The sequence below is a fragment of the Streptomyces sp. NPDC037013 genome, assembly GCF_055607265.1.
Genome location: NZ_JBVJRV010000002.1, coordinates 220,208 through 237,638, shown reverse-complemented (window position 1 = coordinate 237,638; position 17,431 = coordinate 220,208). Strand labels below are relative to the sequence as shown.

Below are 17,431 nucleotides of genomic sequence, written 5' to 3'. Positions count from 1 at the left end.
TAGACGAACGCCCCGGCAGCACGGTGAGTGCCGCCGGGGCGAACGAGAAGTACGAGCAGGCAGCGGTTTAGCGCTTGCTGTACTGCGGAGCCTTGCGGGCCTTCTTGAGACCGGCCTTCTTGCGCTCGACCGCACGGTCGTCACGCTTGAGGTAACCGGCCTTCTTCAGGGCGCCGCGGTTGTTCTCGACGTCGGCCTCGTTCAGCGCACGGGCGACACCGAGACGGAGCGCACCGGCCTGACCGGAGACGCCGCCACCCGAGATGCGGGCGATGACGTCGTAGCGGTTGTCGAGCTCGAGCACCTTGAAGGGCTCGTTGACTTCCTGCTGGTGGACCTTGTTCGGGAAGTAGTCCTCGAGCGTGCGCCCGTTGACCTTCCACTTGCCGGTGCCCGGGACGATCCGGACGCGGGCGATGGCGTTCTTGCGACGCCCCAGGCCGGCGGCCGGCTGCGGGTCGCCGAAGCGCGCGGCGTTCGACTCCGAGGTGTACTCGCCCTCGACGGGGGCCTCGGACTCGGTGGTGTACTGCTCGACGTCAACAACCTCGGTCTCTTCGACCGGCTGCTCAACGGTGGTCTCGGCCACGATTCTCCTCAGATTTCTTTACGTCTTTGGGGGTGGCCGGAACTACTGCGCGACCTGGGTGATCTCGAACGGGACCGGCTGCTGAGCGCCGTGCGGGTGCTGGTCGCCCGCGTAGACCTTCAGCTTCGAGAGCATCTGACGGCCCAGGGTGTTCTTGGGGAGCATGCCCTTGACGGCCTTCTCGACAGCCTTCTCGGGGCTCTTCTCGAGCAGCTCGTCGTAACGGACGGAACGCAGACCACCCGGGTAGCCGGAGTGGCGGTACGCCATCTTCTGGGTCTTCTTGTTGCCGGAGAGGTGCACCTTCTCCGCGTTGATGATGATGACGAAGTCACCGGTGTCAACGTGGGGGGCGTAGATCGGCTTGTGCTTGCCACGCAGGAGGGTGGCAGCGGTGGTCGCCAGACGACCGAGGACGATGTCCCGGGCGTCGATGACGTGCCACTGGCGGGTCACATCGCCGGGCTTGGGGCTGTACGTACGCACTTAGTAGCCTTCGCTTCTTCAGTGGATGGGGTCCAGACACACGGCACCCAGGAAGCGATCATGCAGCTGGGGCCCACAATGCCGGGGACGCTGCCCGTATGCGAGCCACTGGTAACTGCTCCAGGGAACCTACGTAAGGGCCCTTTCGCGTGAGATCGAGGACACCAATACGTATCAATCCCCGAGAGTACCCGCGCCGCCCCGTACCGGTCAAAACGCGGCTCTGGAGACCGCCACCGGCGGCTCGCACCCCACGGGCAGGTCTGCGCTCCCCAGCATACGGCTCATCCGCTCCGCGCCGCCTCGCCCGCCTCGGTCCGCCGCCCGCCGGGCACCCGCAGGCCGCCTCGCACCCCCCGCCCGGCGGCGACCCTGCCCGCCCCGCACGCCCACCCGGCCGCGCCCGCGAGCAGGCACAACGTCACCGCGTCCTTGAAGGCCCGGCGCGTCCCCGGCTCCAGCCACGGCCAGGTGAACCCCGGCACCTGCGGCACCAGCGCCACCCAGAACCACGGACCGCGCGCCGCCGCCCCCGGCGTCAGCACCCCCGCGAGCAGCAGCGGAACCACGACGAGCAGGTAGTGGTCGTACGAGGGACGGGAGACGAGAAAGGCCGAAAGCATCAGCATCACGGCGCACTCCACCACCCGCGCGGGCCCCTCGTCCCCCCTCTCCCACCGCTGCCGGGCACACCACAGCCCGGCCAGGGCCGCGCAGCCGGCCAGCAGCGCGGCACCCGTCTGCGGCACCCCGAGCCGGGCGAGCACCGCAGAGGGGGACGCCTCGTAGAGACGGACGAAGGCGTCGTCGCCGCGGAGCAGGAACGGCAGGGTCCGGGTGAAGAACCCGGCGGGGTCCGGCATGGCGAGCGCCGCGGCCGCCGACACCAGCGCGGGCACACCTACCGCCGCGCCCAGCGCCCGCGGACGGCGTGCCAGGACGAAGAGGAGCGCGACGGGCGCGAGCAGCGGCTTCAGGGCAACGGCCGCACCGACGACGAGCCCCGCCGCCACCCACCTCCCCCGGCAGGCGAGCAGCAGCGCGAGCGGCAGCGCCGCCACCGAGCCCACCGTCCAGTTGCCGAGGTCGACGAGGTGACCGAAGGGCGCGAAGCCGAGGGCGAGCCCGAGCAGGCCGTAGACCGCGAACCGGCTGCGCCACGCCACCCCGTGGATCCGCAGGGCGCACGCCCAGCCCACGACGAGCCCGGCGGTCACCGACGCGGGCACCAGGAAGCGCACGACGGCCGCCGGCAGCACCGCCTGCGGCACGGCGGCGAGCACGGCGCCCGGCAGATAGAGGAAGTGCCGGTCGGCGTAGGGCGAGCGGCCCGCCAGCCACGCCTCGGCGGCCCGCACCACGATGGCGTTGTCCATGCCGCCGTCCGGGGTGCGCAGCCCCACCCGGACCACCGCGGCGATCAGCACCACCCCGAGCACCCACCGGACCTGCCACTCGGCCGGCCGCGACAACCACCCGCTAACAGACGTTTTGCCCGTTTCCATGGGGCTCAGGCTAGGGCGGAATCCCCGCGCGACCCCGGCTCAACATCCCGGAACGCCCGTCTAAGATGCGCCCCATGAGCTTTGGGCAAGGGGGACCTCAGTGGGGTCCGGGGGGAACGGGCGGGCCCGGCGGCGGCCCCACGCCCGACTGGGCGGCACTGGCCGAGGCCTCCGAAGCGCGCGCCCGCCGCCGCAAATGGCTGATGATCGGCGGCGGCGCACTCGCCACGGTCGGCATCGCCGCGGCCGTGGCCATCACGGTCGTCTCCGCCAACAGCGACGACGACACCACCGCGAACAAGCCCGCGAGCGAGCTGCCGACGGCCGCGGACATCCCCGGCGCCAGCAAGAACGCCGAGCCGTCGTTCGAGGCGACCACGCCGCCGCCCCCGCCGGACCCCAAGGACTTCATCTCCAGCGCCAAGAAGGACAAGGCGCCGCTCACCCCGGAGGGCCTCTTCCCCGGCAAGTCCCTGCGCTCGGGCGAGCACGTCTACAAGAAGGGCGCGACCGACTCCACCACCACGTGCACGTCCGTCACCCAGAGCGCCCTCGGCTCGATCCTCGCCAAGCACGACTGCACGCGCCTGATCCGCGCCAGCTACCTCAGGGACGGCGTCGCGGTCACGGTCGGCGTCGCCGTCTTCGACACCGCGGCCGACGCCACCAAGGTCAAGGACCAGGTGAAGCAGGGCCTGGTCGACTCCCTGCCCGGCAAGGGCGTACCCACCTTCTGCCGTACGGGGGTGTGCCGCGGCACCTACAACTCCCACGGCCGGTACGCCTACTTCACCACCACGGGCTACACCAGCGGCAAGGACGTGACGACCGGCGACCGCAAGGCCTACGCCGTCGGCGACGACCTGGCCCGCTTCGCCTTCCAGCGGATCCAGCAGCGGGGCGAGGCCCAGGCGTCGGCCGCGGCACAGGCCCCGCAGTAGACCCGCCGTACGGGACCCGGGCCGGGGAGCCTCAGCAGCACCCGGCCCCGGGCAGCGTCCGCTTGTTGCGGGCCTCCTTGCTGCGTGCCGCGAGCAGCTCGTCGGCAGGGTAGCCGACCTCTTCCAGGGTGAGCCCGTGCGGCCGCACCACGTGCACCGCGGAGTCCCGCACCCCGGCCGCCAGCACCTTCGCCGGCCACTCCACGGGCCGGTGCCCGTCCCCCACGAAGAGCATCGCGCCGACCAGCGAGCGCACCATGTTGTGGCAGAACGCGTCCGCCCGCACGGTGGCCTCGTAGATGCCGTCGGGCCGCCGCTCCCACCGCAGCTCCTGCAGCGTACGGATGGTGGTGGCGCCCTCGCGCCGCTTGCAGTAGGCCGCGAAGTCGTGCTCCCCGATGAGCCGCTCGGCGGCGGCGTTCATCGCGTCGAGGTCCAACTCCCAGTCGTGCCAGAGCACATGGCCGCGCAACAGCGGGTCGACGCCACCGGGATGGTCGGTCACGCGGTAGGCGTACCGCCGCCAGACGGCCGAGAACCGCGCATTGAAGCCGGCCGGCGCCTCGGCGACCTTCCACACGCGCACGTCGTGCGGCAGCCGTCCCGCGAGCCGCCGCAGCAGCTTCTCGCGGTGCTCCTCCCACACGCCCTCCGGCAGATCGACGTGGGCCACCTGCCCCCGGGCGTGCACCCCGCTGTCGGTCCGCCCCGCCACGGTCAGCTCGTACGTCTCCTGCGACCGCGTCACGGTCCGCAGCGCCGCCTCGATCTCGCCCTGTACGGTCCGCTGCCCCTGGCGCTGCTTGGCCCAGCCGGAGAACTCCCTGCCGTCGTACGACAGGTCCAGCCGCACCCGTACGAACCCGGGCTCTACCTCGTCACTCACACCGCAATCCTCTCGACAACGCGAGAGCGGGCCCGCCCCGCAGGGGGCGGACCCGCTCACAGCAAGGCAGAGCCTCAGGCGTCCTTGGACTCCTCGGCCGGGGCCTCGACGGCCTCGTCCTTCTTGACGGCGTCTTCCTTGACCGCGCGCTTGGTCGCGGCCTCGGCCTCACCGGTGGCCTCCTGGGCCACGGTCAGGGCCTCCACCAGCTCGATGACGGCCATGGGCGCGTTGTCGCCACGGCGGTTACCGATCTTGGTGATACGGGTGTAGCCACCCGGGCGGTTCTCGTAGCGCGGGCCGATCTCCGTGAAGAGCGTGTGCACGATGCTCTTGTCGGTGATGACGGACAGCACCTGGCGGCGGTTGTGAAGGTCACCCTTCTTCGCCTTGGTGACCAGACGCTCCGCGTACGGGCGCAGGCGACGGGCCTTCGCCTCGGTGGTGGTGATGCGGCCGTGCTCGAAGAGCTGCTTGGCGAGGTTCGCCAGGAGGAGCTTCTCGTGCGCGGCGCTGCCGCCCAGACGGGCACCCTTGGTGGGCTTCGGCATGGTGTTTCTCCTAGTGATCTGCCCCGGCCGTATCAGGTACCGGGGACAGGGCCCCGAGGGCGGACGCCCTCGGGCAGTTCATCAGTACTGCTCGGTCTCGACGAAGCCGGCGTCGGCGTCGTCGTCCGCGCCGAAGGCGTCGGCGGCGGCGGTCGGGTCGAAGCCGGGGGGCGAGTCCTTCAGGGCCAGGCCCATGCCGTTGAGCTTCATCTTGACCTCGTCGATCGACTTCGCACCGAAGTTGCGGATGTCGAGCAGGTCCGCCTCGGAGCGGGCCACGAGCTCGCCCACCGAGTGGATGCCTTCGCGCTTGAGGCAGTTGTACGACCGGACGGTGAGCTCGAGCTCCTCGATCGGCAGCGCCAGGTCGGCGGCGAGGGCGGCGTCCGTCGGGGACGGGCCCATGTCGATGCCCTCGGCGTCGATGTTGAGCTCGCGGGCCAGACCGAACAGCTCGACCAGGGTCTTGCCGGCCGATGCCATGGCGTCACGCGGACGCATGGCCTGCTTGGTCTCGACGTCGACGATGAGCTTGTCGAAGTCGGTGCGCTGCTCGACTCGGGTCGCCTCGACCTTGTAGGTGACCTTGAGGACCGGCGAGTAGATCGAGTCGACCGGGATGCGGCCGATCTCCTGGCCGACCTGCTTGTTCTGCACGGCGGAGACGTAGCCGCGACCGCGCTCGACGGTCAGCTCCATCTCCAGCTTGCCCTTGCCGTTGAGCGTGGCGAGGACGAGGTCGGGGTTGTGCACCTCGACACCGGCCGGGGGCGCGATGTCGGCGGCGGTGACCAGACCCGGGCCCTGCTTGCGCAGGTACATCACGACCGGCTCGTCGTGCTCCGAGGAGACGACCAGCTGCTTGATGTTGAGGATGAGGTCGGTGACGTCCTCCTTGACGCCCGGCACGGTGGTGAACTCGTGCAGGACACCGTCGATGCGGATGCTGGTGACAGCAGCGCCGGGGATCGACGAGAGGAGGGTGCGGCGGAGGGAGTTGCCGAGGGTGTAACCGAAGCCCGGCTCCAGCGGCTCGATGACGAACCGCGAGCGGAACTCGTCGACGACCTCTTCGGTCAGCGACGGGCGCTGTGCAATGAGCATGAAGGAATCCTTCAGTCAGGGGCACCCACTATTTGATGCCCTGATACATGACAAGGATACGGGCGATACGGCTCCGAAGAGCCGTACCGCCCGGACCCTCAGATCAAGCGGCCTGCGTCAGACGCGGCGGCGCTTGGGCGGACGGCAGCCGTTGTGCGGCGTGGGCGTCACGTCCTGGATCGAGCCGACCTCGAGGCCGGTCGCCTGGAGCGAACGGATGGCGGTCTCACGACCGGAACCCGGGCCCTTGACGAAGACGTCGACCTTGCGCATGCCGTGCTCCTGGGCGCGGCGGGCAGCCGACTCGGCGGCCATCTGCGCGGCGAACGGCGTGGACTTGCGCGAGCCCTTGAAGCCGACGTGGCCGGCGGAGGCCCAGGAGATCACGTTGCCGGTCGGGTCCGTGATGGACACGATCGTGTTGTTGAACGTGCTCTTGATGTGAGCGTGCCCGTGGGCGACGTTCTTCTTTTCCTTGCGGCGCACCTTCTTGGCAGCGCCCTGACGACCCTTCGGGGGCATCTATAACTCCTACGGGAGGTGGTCGGTCCTGCAGCGTCAGCTGTCGATAGACCGCTGAGCGAGGACTACTTCTTGCCCGGCTTCTTCTTACCGGCGATGGCGCGACGCGGGCCCTTGCGGGTGCGGGCGTTGGTGCTGGTGCGCTGACCGCGGACGGGCAGGCCACGACGGTGACGCAGACCCTGGTAGCAGCCGATCTCGACCTTGCGGCGGATGTCGGCCTGGATCTCGCGACGGAGGTCACCCTCGGTCTTGATGTTGGCGTCCACGTACTCGCGGATCTTGACGAGGTCTTCCTCGGTCAGGTCGCGGACGCGGGTGTTGCGGTCCACCTCGGTGGCGTCCAGCGTCTGCTGGGCCAGCGTGCGGCCGATGCCGAACACGTAGGTGAGGGCGACCTCGATGCGCTTTTCGCGCGGGAGGTCAACGCCTTCAACGCGTGCCATTCATGGCTCCTGTTGATTCTTCGGAGGTCTTCAGCAGAACCACTCCCAGGTGCCGTATCAGGTACATCCTGGGTCCCCGGCCTCCGACCGGGGGTGTCGCCCTCCATTACCGATGGATCTGAAGAGGGACGGGTCCTGCGTATCTACTTTGCTTGCGTCGCGCGAAAATCTGCGAACTGCAGTCGTACGTCAGCCCTGGCGCTGCTTGTGGCGCGGGTTGTCGCAGATGATCATGACCCGGCCGTGACGGCGGATCACCCTGCACTTGTCGCAGATCTTCTTGACGCTCGGCTTGACCTTCATTGGTGAGGTTCTCCGGGTCAGTGCCACCACCCCGCGCGAGCGGGATGCGGGCAAGATCTACTTGTACCGGTAGACGATCCGGCCACGGGTCAGGTCGTACGGAGACAGCTCCACCACGACCCGGTCGTCAGGGAGGATGCGGATGTAGTGCATGCGCATCTTGCCGCTGATGTGTGCCAGGACCTGGTGGCCGTTCTGGAGCTCCACCTTGAACATGGCGTTCGGAAGAGACTCGACGACAGTGCCTTCGATCTCGATGGCACCTTGCTTCTTGGCCACGCTTCGCCCTTCGAATCGACTACCTTGATCGACTTCATGCGCCGTATGGAGACACACGGATGCACGAGAGCCGACGCGTCAGTCTACGTCAGTGCACTCGGAAAGACGAATCGAGAAAGTCTGCCCCACGACGAAGATCCTTAAGCAAGGGGGGCGCGGTCAGCCCAGGGGGTCGGGCGCCGGGGTCACCCCGTACGCAGCGAGCCGCGCCTTGCCGCAGTCCGGGGCCGTCAGCACGAGGGGCCCCTCCTCCGTGAGAGCGATCGAGTGCTCCCAGTGCGAGGACCAGGTCCCGTCCGTCGTGATGACGGTCCAGTCGTCCTCCAGCACCTCGGTCCGCGGCGTACCCAGCGAGACCATGGGCTCGATGGCCAGGCAGAAGCCGGGCACCAGCTTGGGGCCCTTGCCGCGCCGGCGCTCGACGTAGTTGAGGAGGTGCGGGTCCATGTGCATCTCGGTGCCGATGCCGTGGCCGCCGTAGTCCTCGACGATGCCGTACTTGCCGCCGCCGGGCTTCGGCTGGCGGCGGATGTACGTCTCGATGGCCCGGGAGATGTCGATGAGGCGGTTGCCCTGCTTCATCGCCGCGATGCCGGCCCACATCGACTCCTCGGTCACCCGGGAGAGCTCGACCAGCTCCGGGGCGTGACCGGTGCCCACGAACGCGGTGTACGCGGCGTCGCCGTGCCAGCCGTCCACGATCGCGCCCGCGTCGATGGAGATGATGTCGCCGTCCTTCAGGACGGTCTTGTCGTCGGGGATGCCGTGCACGACGACCTCGTTCACCGAGGTGCAGATCGTCGCGGGGAAGCCGCCGTACCCGAGGAAGTTCGACTTCGCGCCGTGCTCGGCGATCACCTTGCGGGCGACGTCGTCCAGGTCCTTGGTGGTGGCGCCGGGCACCGCCGCCTCACGGGTCGCGGCGTGGATCGCGGCGACGACAAGGCCCGCCTCACGCATCTTCGCGATCTGCTCGGGGGTCTTGATCTGCACCATGGGGCTTCCGCTCTCCGTCATCCGTCGACAAACCGGCCACGCACCCGCACGGGGTACGCATACAACAGTACGGCCGCGGTCCCCTTACGGGCACCGCGGCCGAAACAGCGTACCGGCTACTTGTCGCCCTTCAGGGCGTCCATCGCACGCGCGGTGACCTCGTCCACCTTGCCGAGCGCCGAGATCGTCACTACCAGACCCTGGGTCCGGTAGTAGTCGATGATCGGCTCGGTCTGCGTGTGGTAGACCTCCAGGCGCTTGCGGACGGTGTCCTCGCTGTCGTCCTCGCGCTGGTAGAGCTCGCCGCCGCAGACGTCGCAGACGCCTTCCTGCTTCGGCTGCGAGTACGTCACGTGGAAGACGTGGCTGGAGTCCTTGCGGCAGATGCGGCGGCCGGCGATCCGCTTGACGACCTCGTCCTCCGGGACCTCCAGGTCCAGGACGGCGTCGAGCTTCACGTCATCGGCCTTGAGCGCCACGTCCAGCGCCTCCGCCTGCGAGACGTTGCGCGGGAAGCCGTCGAGCAGGAAGCCGTTCACGGCGTCCGGCTTCGCCATGCGGTCCTTCGCCATGCCGATCGTCACCTCGTCGGGAACGAGGTTTCCGGCGTCCATGTACGCCTTCGCCTGCTTGCCCAGCTCCGTGCCCTGGCTGATGTTGGCACGGAAGAGGTCGCCCGTGGAGATGTGCGGGATCGACAGGTTCTTGGCGAGGAACGCGGCCTGCGTTCCCTTGCCCGCACCGGGCGGCCCGACGAGGACGATTCGCATCAGCGGAGGAACCCTTCGTAATTGCGCTGCTGGAGCTGGCTCTCGATCTGCTTCACGGTTTCCAGACCCACACCCACGATGATGAGGATGCTCGTCCCGCCGAACGGGAAGTTCTGGTTCGCCTGGAAGCCCACCAACGCCATCGTCGGCACAAGAGCGATCAGACCCAAGTACAGCGAACCCGGCCACGTGATCCGGTTGAGTACGTAACTCAGGTACTCAGCGGTCGGACGGCCAGCCCGGATGCCCGGGATGAAGCCACCATACTTCTTCATGTTGTCGGCGACTTCCTCGGGGTTGAAGGAGATCGCGACGTAGAAGAAGGCGAAGAAGACGATCAGGATGAAGTACGTGGCGATGTAAATCGGGTGGTCACCCTTGGTCAGATTCGCCTCGATCCACCGCTTCCATCCGGAATTGCCGCCCGCGAACTGGGCGACGAGAGCCGGAATGTAGAGAAGCGAGGAGGCAAAGATCACAGGGATGATGCCCGCCTGGTTGACCTTCAGCGGAATGTAGGTCGAGGTACCGCCGTAGGACCGGCGACCGATCATGCGCTTCGCGTACTGGACCGGGATCCGCCGCTGCGCCTGCTCGACGAAGACCACCAGACCGACCATGACGAGACCGACCGCGATGACGGTGCCGAACTCGATCCAGCCGCCCGCCAGGTCACCCTGCTGCTTGATGGCCCACAGGGCGCTCGGGAAGGTCGCGGCGATCGAGATGAACATCAGGATCGACATGCCGTTGCCGATGCCGCGGTCGGTGATGAGCTCACCGAGCCACATCACACAGGCCGTACCGGCGGTCATCGTGATGACCATCGTGATGGTGGCGAAGATCGACTGGTCGGGGACGATCTCGCTGGCGACGGGGCAGCCCTGGAAGAGGGTGCCGGTGCGGGCGGTGGCCACCAGGCCGGTGCCCTGCAGGATCGCGAGCGCGATGGTCAGGTAGCGCGTGTACTGCGTGATCTTCGCTGTGCCGGCCTGGCCCTCCTTCTTGAGGGCCTCGAGTCGCGGGATCACCACGGTCAGCAGCTGCAGAATGATGCTCGCCGTGATGTACGGCATGATGCCGAGCGCGAAGATCGTGATCTGCAGCAGCGCGCCACCGCTGAACATGTTGACGAGACCGAACAGACCCTGGTTCGCATTCGCGTTGTCGATGCAGGTCTGGACGTGCTTGTAGTCGATACCGGGGATCGGCACATGTGTGCCCACCCGGTAGATCACGATGATGCCGAGCGTGAAGAGCAGCTTCTTGCGCAGGTCGGGCGTCTTGAACGCCCGGGCGAACGCGGTGAGCACGGTGCCTCCTGCGACCCCCGCGCGCGTGCGTCAGAGGTGGTGGTCTGAGGTTCGACGAATACGTATCAGTCAAGAAAACCGTGCGGGCAGGCCGCACGGAGCTTGGACAGTGCACGCCACCTTACCGGCGACCGTGCCCCCCTTGGAACGACCAACCGGGGATGCCCCTTTTGTGGGGCATCCCCGGCTGGGAATCGCTCATGTCATCGACACGTCTGAGGGAATATCAGACGAGCTCGGTGACGGTACCGCCGGCGGCGGTGATCTTCTCCTTGGCGGAGCCGGAGACGGCGTCGACCGTCACCTGCAGCGCCACGGTGACCTCGCCCGAGCCGAGGACCTTGACAAGGCTGTTCTTGCGAACGGCACCCTTGGCGACGAGACCCTCGACGGTGACCTCGCCACCCTCCGGGTACAGCGCGCTCAGCTTGTCGAGGTTCACGACCTGGAACTCGGTCTTGAACGGGTTCTTGAAGCCCTTGAGCTTCGGGAGACGCATGTGGAGGGGCATCTGGCCACCCTCGAAGCGCTCCGGAACCTGGTAACGGGCCTTGGTGCCCTTGGTACCACGACCAGCGGTCTTACCCTTGGACGCCTCACCACGACCCACACGGGTCTTGGCGGTCTTGGCGCCCGGGGCGGGCCGGAGGTTGTGGACCTTCAGCGGGTTCTGCTCCGCCATGTCAGTCGACCTCCTCAACCGTCACGAGGTGGCGGACGGTGTGCACCATGCCGCGGAACTCGGGGCGGTCCTCCTTGACGACCTGCGTATTGATGCCCTTGAGACCAAGGGAGCGCAGGGTGTCGCGGTGGTTCTGCTTGCTGCCGATGTACGACTTCGTCTGCGTGATCTTGAGCTGTGCCATTACGCACCCGCTCCAGCCCGCGCACGAAGGAGAGCCGCGGGGGCGACGTCCTCGAGGGGCAGACCACGGCGAGCCGCGATCTCCTCGGGACGCTGCAGGCCCTTGAGGGCCGCCACGGTCGCGTGCACGATGTTGATCGCGTTGTCGGAGCCCAGGGACTTCGACAGGATGTCGTGAACGCCGGCGCACTCGAGCACCGCACGCACCGGGCCACCGGCGATAACACCGGTACCGGGGGAAGCAGGCTTGAGCAGGACGACGCCCGCGGCCTTCTCGCCCTGGATGGGGTGCGGGATGGTGCCCTGGATACGGGGGACCTTGAAGAAGTGCTTCTTGGCCTCCTCAACACCCTTGGCGATGGCGGCCGGCACCTCCTTGGCCTTGCCGTAACCGACACCCACGGTGCCGTCACCGTCGCCCACCACGACCAGCGCGGTGAAGCTGAAGCGACGACCACCCTTCACAACCTTGGCGACGCGGTTGATCGCGACGACGCGCTCAACGTACGCGGTCTTCTCGGCGGCGGCGTTGCCACCGTCGCGACCCTTCCGGTCCCGCCGCTCGCCGCCACCGGCACCGCCACCGCGGCGCTGGGGTCCAGCCATTGGAATTACCTCTCTCTGTTTCCGCTAGCTACGGAACCGACTCAGAACTTGAGTCCGGCTTCGCGGGCGGCGTCCGCCAGGGCGGCGATGCGCCCGGCGTACTGGTTACCACCACGGTCGAACACGACAGTCTCGACACCGGCGGCCTTGGCGCGCTCGGCGACCAGGGCGCCGACCGACTTGGCCTGCGCGGACTTGTCGCCCTCGGCGCCGCGGATCGTGGTGTCCAGGGTCGACGCCGACGCAAGGGTGTGACCCTTGATGTCGTCGATGACCTGGGCCACGATGTGGCGGTTGGAGCGCGTCACGACCAGGCGCGGACGCTCAGCCGTACCCGAGATGTGCTTACGGATGCGGATGTGACGACGCTTGATGGCAGCACGCTTGTAAGCGTCGCCCTTAGCAATCTTGACACCGTATGCCATGGCTTACTTACCCGCCTTTCCGACCTTGCGGCGGATGACTTCGCCCTCGTACTTGACACCCTTGGCCTTGTACGGGTCGGGCTTGCGCAGCTTGCGGATGTTGGCCGCAACCTCGCCGACCTTCTGCTTGTCGATGCCCTCGACCGAGAAACGGGTCGGGGACTCCACCTTGAAGGTGATGCCCTCGGGGGCCTCGACCAGGATCGGGTGGCTGTAGCCCAGCGAGAACTCCAGGTTGGAGCCCTTCGCGAGGACGCGGTAACCGACACCGCTGATTTCGAGCTTCTTCACGTAACCCTGGGTCACGCCGGTGATCATGTTCGCCACCAGCGTGCGGGACAGGCCGTGCAGGGCCTTGTTCTGACGCTCGTCGTTCGGACGGGTGACGTTCAGAACGCCGTCCTCGTCCTTAGCGATCTCGATCGGCGCGACAACGGTGTGCGAGAGAGAGCCCTTGGGGCCCTTCACCGCGACCGTACGGCCGTCGATGGTGACGTCCACGCCGGCGGGAACCGTGATGGGGAGCTTGCCAATACGCGACATTAGCTATTCCTCCGTTCCCGACTACCAGACGTAGGCGAGGACTTCCCCACCTACGCCCTTCTTGCCTGCCTGCTGGCCGGTCAGGAGACCGTGCGACGTGGAGATGATCGCCACGCCGAGGCCGCCGAGGACCTTCGGCAGGTTGGTGGACTTCGCGTAAACCCGGAGACCGGGCTTGGAGATCCGCTTGATGCCCGCGATGGAGCGCTCACGGTTCGGGCCGAACTTCAGCTCGAGAACGAGGTTCTTGCCGACCTCGGCGTCCTCGACCTTCCAGCCCGTGATGAAGCCCTCCTGCTGGAGGATCTCCGCGATGTGAGACTTGATCTTGCTGTGCGGCATCGCCACGGTGTCGTGGTACGCCGAGTTCGCGTTACGCAGACGAGTCAGCATGTCCGCGATCGGATCAGTCATGGTCATGAATTGGCCTTCGGCCTCTCTCGCCGGGGTTTCCTATCTGCGCCATCCCTCTCCCCACTCAGAGGCGGGACGGGTGCGGCGCGGGGACCTACGGCGTAGTAAGTCGGTCAGGGCGGCAGACGCCCAACCCTCCTAGCCTAAGCCATGCGGAGGAGGGCGGCTGCCAACCCTTTACTTACCGAGAGATCCAGACAGTCCCAAAAGGGGGGACTACCAGGAGCTCTTGGTCACGCCCGGGAGCTCGCCACGGTGAGCCATCTCACGAAGGCACACGCGGCAGAGGCCGAACTTGCGGTAGACGGAGTGCGGACGGCCGCAGCGCTGGCAGCGGGTGTACGCACGCACACCGAACTTGGGCTTACGAGCAGCCTTGGCAATGAGAGCCTTCTTCGCCATCTCGCTTACGCCTCCTTGAACGGGAAGCCGAGGTGACGAAGGAGGGCACGGCCCTCGTCGTCGTTGGTCGCCGTGGTGACCACGGTGATGTCCATACCCCGGACGCGGTCGATCTTGTCCTGGTCGATCTCGTGGAACATGACCTGCTCCGTGAGACCGAAGGTGTAGTTGCCACGGCCGTCGAACTGCTTGGGGGACAGACCGCGGAAGTCGCGGATGCGCGGCAGCGCGAGCGACAGGGTGCGGTCCAGGAACTCCCACATGCGGTCGCCACGGAGCGTGACGTGGCAGCCGATCGGCTGGCCCTCGCGCAGCTTGAACTGCGCGATGGACTTCCGGGCCTTCGTCACGGCCGGCTTCTGACCGGTGATCGTGGTCAGGTCGCGGATGGCGCCGTCGATCAGCTTCGAGTCACGGGCGGCGTCGCCGACACCCATGTTGACCACGATCTTGACCAGGCCGGGGATCTGCATGACGTTCTCGTACGAGAACTCCTCACGCAGCTTGCCCGCGATCTCCTCGCGGTACTTCGTCTTCAGACGCGGAGTGGTGGTGGTCGTCATCAGATGTCCTCACCCGTCCGCTTGGCAACGCGGATCTTGTTGCCCTCGTCGTCGAAGCGGTAACCGACGCGCGTGACGACCTTGTTGCCGTCCTTCTCCACGACCAGCTGGACGTTGGAGACGTGGACGGGGGCCTCGGTGGTCACGATGCCGCCGGCCTGCGAGCCGCTGGCGGTCGGGCCGGCCTTCGTGTGCTTCTTGACCCGGTTGACACCCTCGACCAGGACGCGCTCCTCGCGCGGGTAAGCGGCAATGACCTTGCCCTGCTTGCCCTTGTCCTTACCGGTGATGACCTGGACCAGGTCGCCCTTCTTGATCTTCATGCTTACAGCACCTCCGGCGCGAGCGAGATGATCTTCATGAACTTCTTCTCGCGCAGCTCACGGCCGACGGGGCCGAAGATACGGGTGCCGCGAGGGTCGCCGTCGTTCTTCAGAATGACGGCGGCGTTCTCGTCGAAGCGGATGTACGAGCCGTCCGGACGGCGGCGCTCCTTGACGGTGCGAACGATGACCGCCTTGACGACGTCACCCTTCTTCACGTTGCCACCGGGGATCGCGTCCTTGACGGTGGCGACGATGACGTCACCGATGCCCGCGTAGCGGCGACCCGAGCCACCGAGAACACGGATGGTGAGAATTTCCTTCGCACCCGTGTTGTCGGCGACGCGCAGTCGCGACTCCTGCTGGATCACGTCTATCTCCTGATTGTCTGCCGGTTCCCCCGGGGCAGTTCAGCTGAACTGCCCCGGGAGCCTGGCGGAACGAACTCCGAGGGGGGTGCCCCTCGGAGAATTACTTGGCCTTCTCGAGGATCTCGACGATGCGCCAGCGCTTGGTGGCGGACAGCGGACGCGTCTCCATCAGGAGGACGCGGTCGCCGACGCCGGCAGCGTTCTGCTCGTCGTGCGCCTTGAGCTTGTTCGTACGGCGGATGACCTTGCCGTACAGCGCGTGCTTGACGCGGTCCTCGACAGCGACGACAACGGTCTTGTCCATCTTGTCGCTGACGACCAGACCCTCACGGGTCTTGCGGAATCCGCGGGTCTCAGTGTTCTCAGTCACGTTGTTCTCGCTCATCAGGCGCTCTCCACCGTCTCGATGCCCAGCTCGCGCTCACGCATCAGGGTGTAGATCCGCGCGATGTCCTTACGGACGGCCTTGAGCCGGCCGTGGTTCTCGAGCTGGCCCGTCGCCGCCTGGAAGCGGAGGTTGAACAGCTCTTCCTTGGCCTCGCGAAGCTTGTTGACAAGCTCCTCGTTGCCCAGCTCGCGCAGCTCGGACGCCTTGGTACCGGCCGACATCACGACTCACCTGCCTCGCGCCGGACGATGCGGCACTTCATCGGAAGCTTGTGAGCAGCGCGGGTGAGCGCCTCACGAGCAATCTTCTCGTTCGGGTACGACAGCTCGAACATCACGCGTCCGGGCTTGACGTTGGCGACCCACCACTCCGGCGAACCCTTACCGGAACCCATGCGGGTCTCGGCAGGCTTCTTGGTGAGGGGGCGGTCCGGGTAGATGTTGATCCAGACCTTGCCGCCACGCTTGATGTGACGCGTCATCGCGATACGAGCTGCCTCGATCTGACGGTTCGTCACGTACGCCGGGGTCAGCGCCTGGATGCCGTACTCGCCGAACGCAACCTGCGTGCCACCCTTGGACATACCGCTGCGCTTCGGGTGGTGCTGCTTGCGGTGCTTGACCCTACGGGGGATCAGCATTTCGGTCAGGCCTCCGTTCCGGTGCTCTCAGCAGCCGGAGCAGCGGCGGGCGCCTCGGCCTTGGGGGCCTCGGCGGCCGGAGCCGACTGCTGCGGCTTGCGACCGCGACCGCCACGCTCGCCACCGCGGCCACCACGGGCCGGGCGGTCGTTGCCACCACGGGCCGGGCGGTTGCCGGCGCGGGCAGCGGCGTTCTCGGCGCGGACCTCGGCGATGTTCTTGACGTCGCCCTTGTAGATCCAGACCTTCACGCCGATGCGGCCGAAGGTCGTCTTGGCCTCGAAGAAGCCGTAGTCGACGTTGGCGCGGAGCGTGTGCAGGGGCACGCGGCCCTCGCGGTAGAACTCCGAGCGCGACATCTCGGCGCCGCCGAGACGGCCGCCACACTGGATCTTGATGCCCTTGGCGCCCGCCTTCATCGCCGACTGCATGCTCTTGCGCATGGCACGACGGAAGGAGACGCGGGAGGACAGCTGCTCCGCCACGGCCTGGGCCACGAGCTGAGCGTCGACCTCGGGGTTCTTGACCTCGAGGATGTTCAGCTGGACCTGCTTGCCCGTGAGCTTCTCGAGGTCACCGCGGATGCGGTCGGCCTCGGCGCCACGGCGGCCGATGACGATGCCGGGACGAGCGGTGTGGATGTCCACACGCACGCGGTCACGGGTGCGCTCGATCTCCACCTTCGAGATGCCGGCGCGCTCCATGCCGGACGTCATCATCCGACGGATGGCGACGTCTTCCTTGACGTAGTCCTTGTACAGCTTGTCGGCGTACCAACGCGACTTGAAGTCGGTCGTGACACCGAGCCGGAACCCGTGCGGGTTTACCTTCTGGCCCATTACCGGGTTCCTTCCTTGCTGCTGACGACCACGGTGATGTGGCTGGTCCGCTTACGGATCCGGTAGGCACGGCCCTGGGCACGCGGACGGAACCGCTTCAGGGTCGGGCCCTCATCCACGTACGCCTCGCTGATGACCAGCGAAGAGGCGTCGGTGTGGTCGTAGTTGTGCGCGGCGTTGGCAATGGCGCTGTCCAGCACCTTGCCGACCGGCACGCTCGCGGCCTGCGGGGCGAAACGCAGGACCGCCTGAGCCTCCGTGGCATCCATGCCACGGATGAGGTCCACCACGCGGCGGGCCTTCATGGGCGTGACGCGGATGTACCGCGCCTGGGCCCTGGCTTCCATGGTTGTCCCTTCGG

General features: G+C 67.3%; 29 protein-coding genes. 1 reads left to right on the top strand and 28 read right to left on the bottom strand.

Annotation, left to right across the window (positions count from 1 at the left end; genetic code table 11):
* Positions 1-67 precede the first annotated feature (67 nt).
* From rpsI to ACZ7DY_RS06255, 3 genes are all read right to left on the bottom strand, one after another.
* Positions 68-589 carry a 30S ribosomal protein S9 gene (gene rpsI / locus ACZ7DY_RS06265; RefSeq protein ID WP_360768561.1) on the bottom strand — a complete coding sequence of 174 codons (522 nt, stop codon included), beginning with the start codon at positions 587-589 and terminating at the stop codon, positions 68-70.
* A gap of 42 nt (positions 590-631) precedes the next feature.
* On the bottom strand, positions 632-1,075 hold the full coding sequence (gene rplM / locus ACZ7DY_RS06260; RefSeq protein ID WP_030782512.1) for a 50S ribosomal protein L13: 444 nt from the start codon (positions 1,073-1,075) through the stop codon (positions 632-634).
* A gap of 284 nt (positions 1,076-1,359) precedes the next feature.
* The gene (locus tag ACZ7DY_RS06255) at positions 1,360-2,580 is read right to left on the bottom strand and encodes a glycosyltransferase family 87 protein (protein ID WP_471130738.1); all 1,221 of its coding nucleotides are present in this window, start codon (positions 2,578-2,580) and stop codon (positions 1,360-1,362) included.
* A gap of 74 nt (positions 2,581-2,654) precedes the next feature.
* Here ACZ7DY_RS06255 and ACZ7DY_RS06250 point away from each other — a divergent pair, with 74 nt between their 5' ends.
* The gene (locus ACZ7DY_RS06250) at positions 2,655-3,521 is read left to right on the top strand and encodes a hypothetical protein (RefSeq protein WP_471130735.1); all 867 of its coding nucleotides are present in this window, start codon (positions 2,655-2,657) and stop codon (positions 3,519-3,521) included.
* A 31-nt stretch (positions 3,522-3,552) separates the two neighbouring features.
* Here the strand turns inward: ACZ7DY_RS06250 and truA are convergent, their stop codons facing one another.
* From truA to rplV, 25 genes are all read right to left on the bottom strand, one after another.
* Positions 3,553-4,407, bottom strand: a complete 855-nt coding sequence (truA, locus tag ACZ7DY_RS06245) for a tRNA pseudouridine(38-40) synthase TruA (RefSeq protein WP_471130733.1) — start codon at positions 4,405-4,407, stop codon at positions 3,553-3,555.
* Between the two features lie 74 nt (positions 4,408-4,481).
* Positions 4,482-4,958 (bottom strand): 50S ribosomal protein L17, encoded by a 477-nt coding sequence (rplQ, locus tag ACZ7DY_RS06240; protein ID WP_471130731.1) that lies wholly within the window; start codon positions 4,956-4,958, stop codon positions 4,482-4,484.
* Between the two features lie 81 nt (positions 4,959-5,039).
* Entirely contained in the window at positions 5,040-6,062 is a 1,023-nt protein-coding gene (locus tag ACZ7DY_RS06235) for a DNA-directed RNA polymerase subunit alpha (RefSeq protein ID WP_016645160.1), read from the bottom strand.
* A gap of 117 nt (positions 6,063-6,179) precedes the next feature.
* Positions 6,180-6,584: a 30S ribosomal protein S11 gene (gene rpsK / locus ACZ7DY_RS06230; protein WP_003948617.1), complete on the bottom strand. Its 405-nt coding sequence runs from the start codon at positions 6,582-6,584 to the stop codon at positions 6,180-6,182.
* A gap of 65 nt (positions 6,585-6,649) precedes the next feature.
* Positions 6,650-7,030 carry a 30S ribosomal protein S13 gene (gene rpsM, locus ACZ7DY_RS06225; protein ID WP_030782528.1) on the bottom strand — a complete coding sequence of 127 codons (381 nt, stop codon included), beginning with the start codon at positions 7,028-7,030 and terminating at the stop codon, positions 6,650-6,652.
* 189 nt (positions 7,031-7,219) lie between these two features.
* Positions 7,220-7,333, bottom strand: a complete 114-nt coding sequence (gene rpmJ, locus ACZ7DY_RS06220) for a 50S ribosomal protein L36 (RefSeq protein ID WP_003948619.1) — start codon at positions 7,331-7,333, stop codon at positions 7,220-7,222.
* A gap of 57 nt (positions 7,334-7,390) precedes the next feature.
* Complete coding sequence (gene infA / locus ACZ7DY_RS06215) at positions 7,391-7,612, bottom strand: translation initiation factor IF-1 (protein ID WP_003948620.1); 222 nt, start codon at positions 7,610-7,612, stop codon at positions 7,391-7,393.
* A gap of 159 nt (positions 7,613-7,771) precedes the next feature.
* Positions 7,772-8,608, bottom strand: coding sequence for a type I methionyl aminopeptidase (gene map, locus ACZ7DY_RS06210; RefSeq protein WP_471130728.1), 837 nt, complete (start codon positions 8,606-8,608; stop codon positions 7,772-7,774).
* A 116-nt stretch (positions 8,609-8,724) separates the two neighbouring features.
* On the bottom strand, positions 8,725-9,378 hold the full coding sequence (locus ACZ7DY_RS06205) for an adenylate kinase (RefSeq protein ID WP_471130726.1): 654 nt from the start codon (positions 9,376-9,378) through the stop codon (positions 8,725-8,727).
* Positions 9,378-10,691: a preprotein translocase subunit SecY gene (secY, locus tag ACZ7DY_RS06200; protein ID WP_471130724.1), complete on the bottom strand. Its 1,314-nt coding sequence runs from the start codon at positions 10,689-10,691 to the stop codon at positions 9,378-9,380. Before secY ends, ACZ7DY_RS06205 begins: the two co-directional genes overlap by 1 nt.
* Positions 10,692-10,917: 226 nt before the next feature.
* Positions 10,918-11,373: a 50S ribosomal protein L15 gene (gene rplO / locus ACZ7DY_RS06195; RefSeq protein ID WP_471130722.1), complete on the bottom strand. Its 456-nt coding sequence runs from the start codon at positions 11,371-11,373 to the stop codon at positions 10,918-10,920.
* Between the two features lies 1 nt (position 11,374).
* Complete coding sequence (gene rpmD, locus ACZ7DY_RS06190) at positions 11,375-11,557, bottom strand: 50S ribosomal protein L30 (protein ID WP_005481207.1); 183 nt, start codon at positions 11,555-11,557, stop codon at positions 11,375-11,377.
* Positions 11,557-12,162, bottom strand: a complete 606-nt coding sequence (rpsE, locus tag ACZ7DY_RS06185; protein ID WP_055564834.1) for a 30S ribosomal protein S5 — start codon at positions 12,160-12,162, stop codon at positions 11,557-11,559. The genes rpmD and rpsE overlap by 1 nt, the downstream gene beginning before the upstream one ends.
* Positions 12,163-12,203: 41 nt before the next feature.
* Positions 12,204-12,587: a 50S ribosomal protein L18 gene (gene rplR, locus ACZ7DY_RS06180; protein WP_398300201.1), complete on the bottom strand. Its 384-nt coding sequence runs from the start codon at positions 12,585-12,587 to the stop codon at positions 12,204-12,206.
* Between the two features lie 3 nt (positions 12,588-12,590).
* Positions 12,591-13,130 (bottom strand): 50S ribosomal protein L6, encoded by a 540-nt coding sequence (gene rplF / locus ACZ7DY_RS06175; protein ID WP_471130718.1) that lies wholly within the window; start codon positions 13,128-13,130, stop codon positions 12,591-12,593.
* A 21-nt stretch (positions 13,131-13,151) separates the two neighbouring features.
* Positions 13,152-13,550, bottom strand: coding sequence for a 30S ribosomal protein S8 (gene rpsH / locus ACZ7DY_RS06170; RefSeq protein WP_018528360.1), 399 nt, complete (start codon positions 13,548-13,550; stop codon positions 13,152-13,154).
* Positions 13,551-13,760: 210 nt separating this feature from the next.
* Entirely contained in the window at positions 13,761-13,946 is a 186-nt protein-coding gene (locus ACZ7DY_RS06165; protein WP_003956452.1) for a type Z 30S ribosomal protein S14, read from the bottom strand.
* A 5-nt stretch (positions 13,947-13,951) separates the two neighbouring features.
* Positions 13,952-14,509 carry a 50S ribosomal protein L5 gene (rplE, locus tag ACZ7DY_RS06160; protein ID WP_125514478.1) on the bottom strand — a complete coding sequence of 186 codons (558 nt, stop codon included), beginning with the start codon at positions 14,507-14,509 and terminating at the stop codon, positions 13,952-13,954.
* Positions 14,509-14,832: a 50S ribosomal protein L24 gene (rplX, locus tag ACZ7DY_RS06155; protein ID WP_030685463.1), complete on the bottom strand. Its 324-nt coding sequence runs from the start codon at positions 14,830-14,832 to the stop codon at positions 14,509-14,511. The genes rplE and rplX overlap by 1 nt, the downstream gene beginning before the upstream one ends.
* A gap of 2 nt (positions 14,833-14,834) precedes the next feature.
* Positions 14,835-15,203, bottom strand: coding sequence for a 50S ribosomal protein L14 (gene rplN, locus ACZ7DY_RS06150; protein WP_003974257.1), 369 nt, complete (start codon positions 15,201-15,203; stop codon positions 14,835-14,837).
* 100 nt (positions 15,204-15,303) lie between these two features.
* Complete coding sequence (gene rpsQ / locus ACZ7DY_RS06145) at positions 15,304-15,588, bottom strand: 30S ribosomal protein S17 (RefSeq protein WP_030782556.1); 285 nt, start codon at positions 15,586-15,588, stop codon at positions 15,304-15,306.
* A complete protein-coding gene (rpmC, locus tag ACZ7DY_RS06140; RefSeq protein WP_006347226.1) occupies positions 15,588-15,812 on the bottom strand; it encodes a 50S ribosomal protein L29 in 225 nt (74 codons plus the stop codon). Before rpmC ends, rpsQ begins: the two co-directional genes overlap by 1 nt.
* A complete protein-coding gene (rplP, locus tag ACZ7DY_RS06135; protein ID WP_055698227.1) occupies positions 15,812-16,231 on the bottom strand; it encodes a 50S ribosomal protein L16 in 420 nt (139 codons plus the stop codon). The genes rpmC and rplP overlap by 1 nt, the downstream gene beginning before the upstream one ends.
* Before the next feature lie 5 nt (positions 16,232-16,236).
* Positions 16,237-17,070 carry a 30S ribosomal protein S3 gene (rpsC, locus tag ACZ7DY_RS06130; protein ID WP_055564829.1) on the bottom strand — a complete coding sequence of 278 codons (834 nt, stop codon included), beginning with the start codon at positions 17,068-17,070 and terminating at the stop codon, positions 16,237-16,239.
* Positions 17,070-17,417 carry a 50S ribosomal protein L22 gene (rplV, locus tag ACZ7DY_RS06125; RefSeq protein WP_004571827.1) on the bottom strand — a complete coding sequence of 116 codons (348 nt, stop codon included), beginning with the start codon at positions 17,415-17,417 and terminating at the stop codon, positions 17,070-17,072. The genes rpsC and rplV overlap by 1 nt, the downstream gene beginning before the upstream one ends.
* Positions 17,418-17,431: the final 14 nt, after the last annotated feature.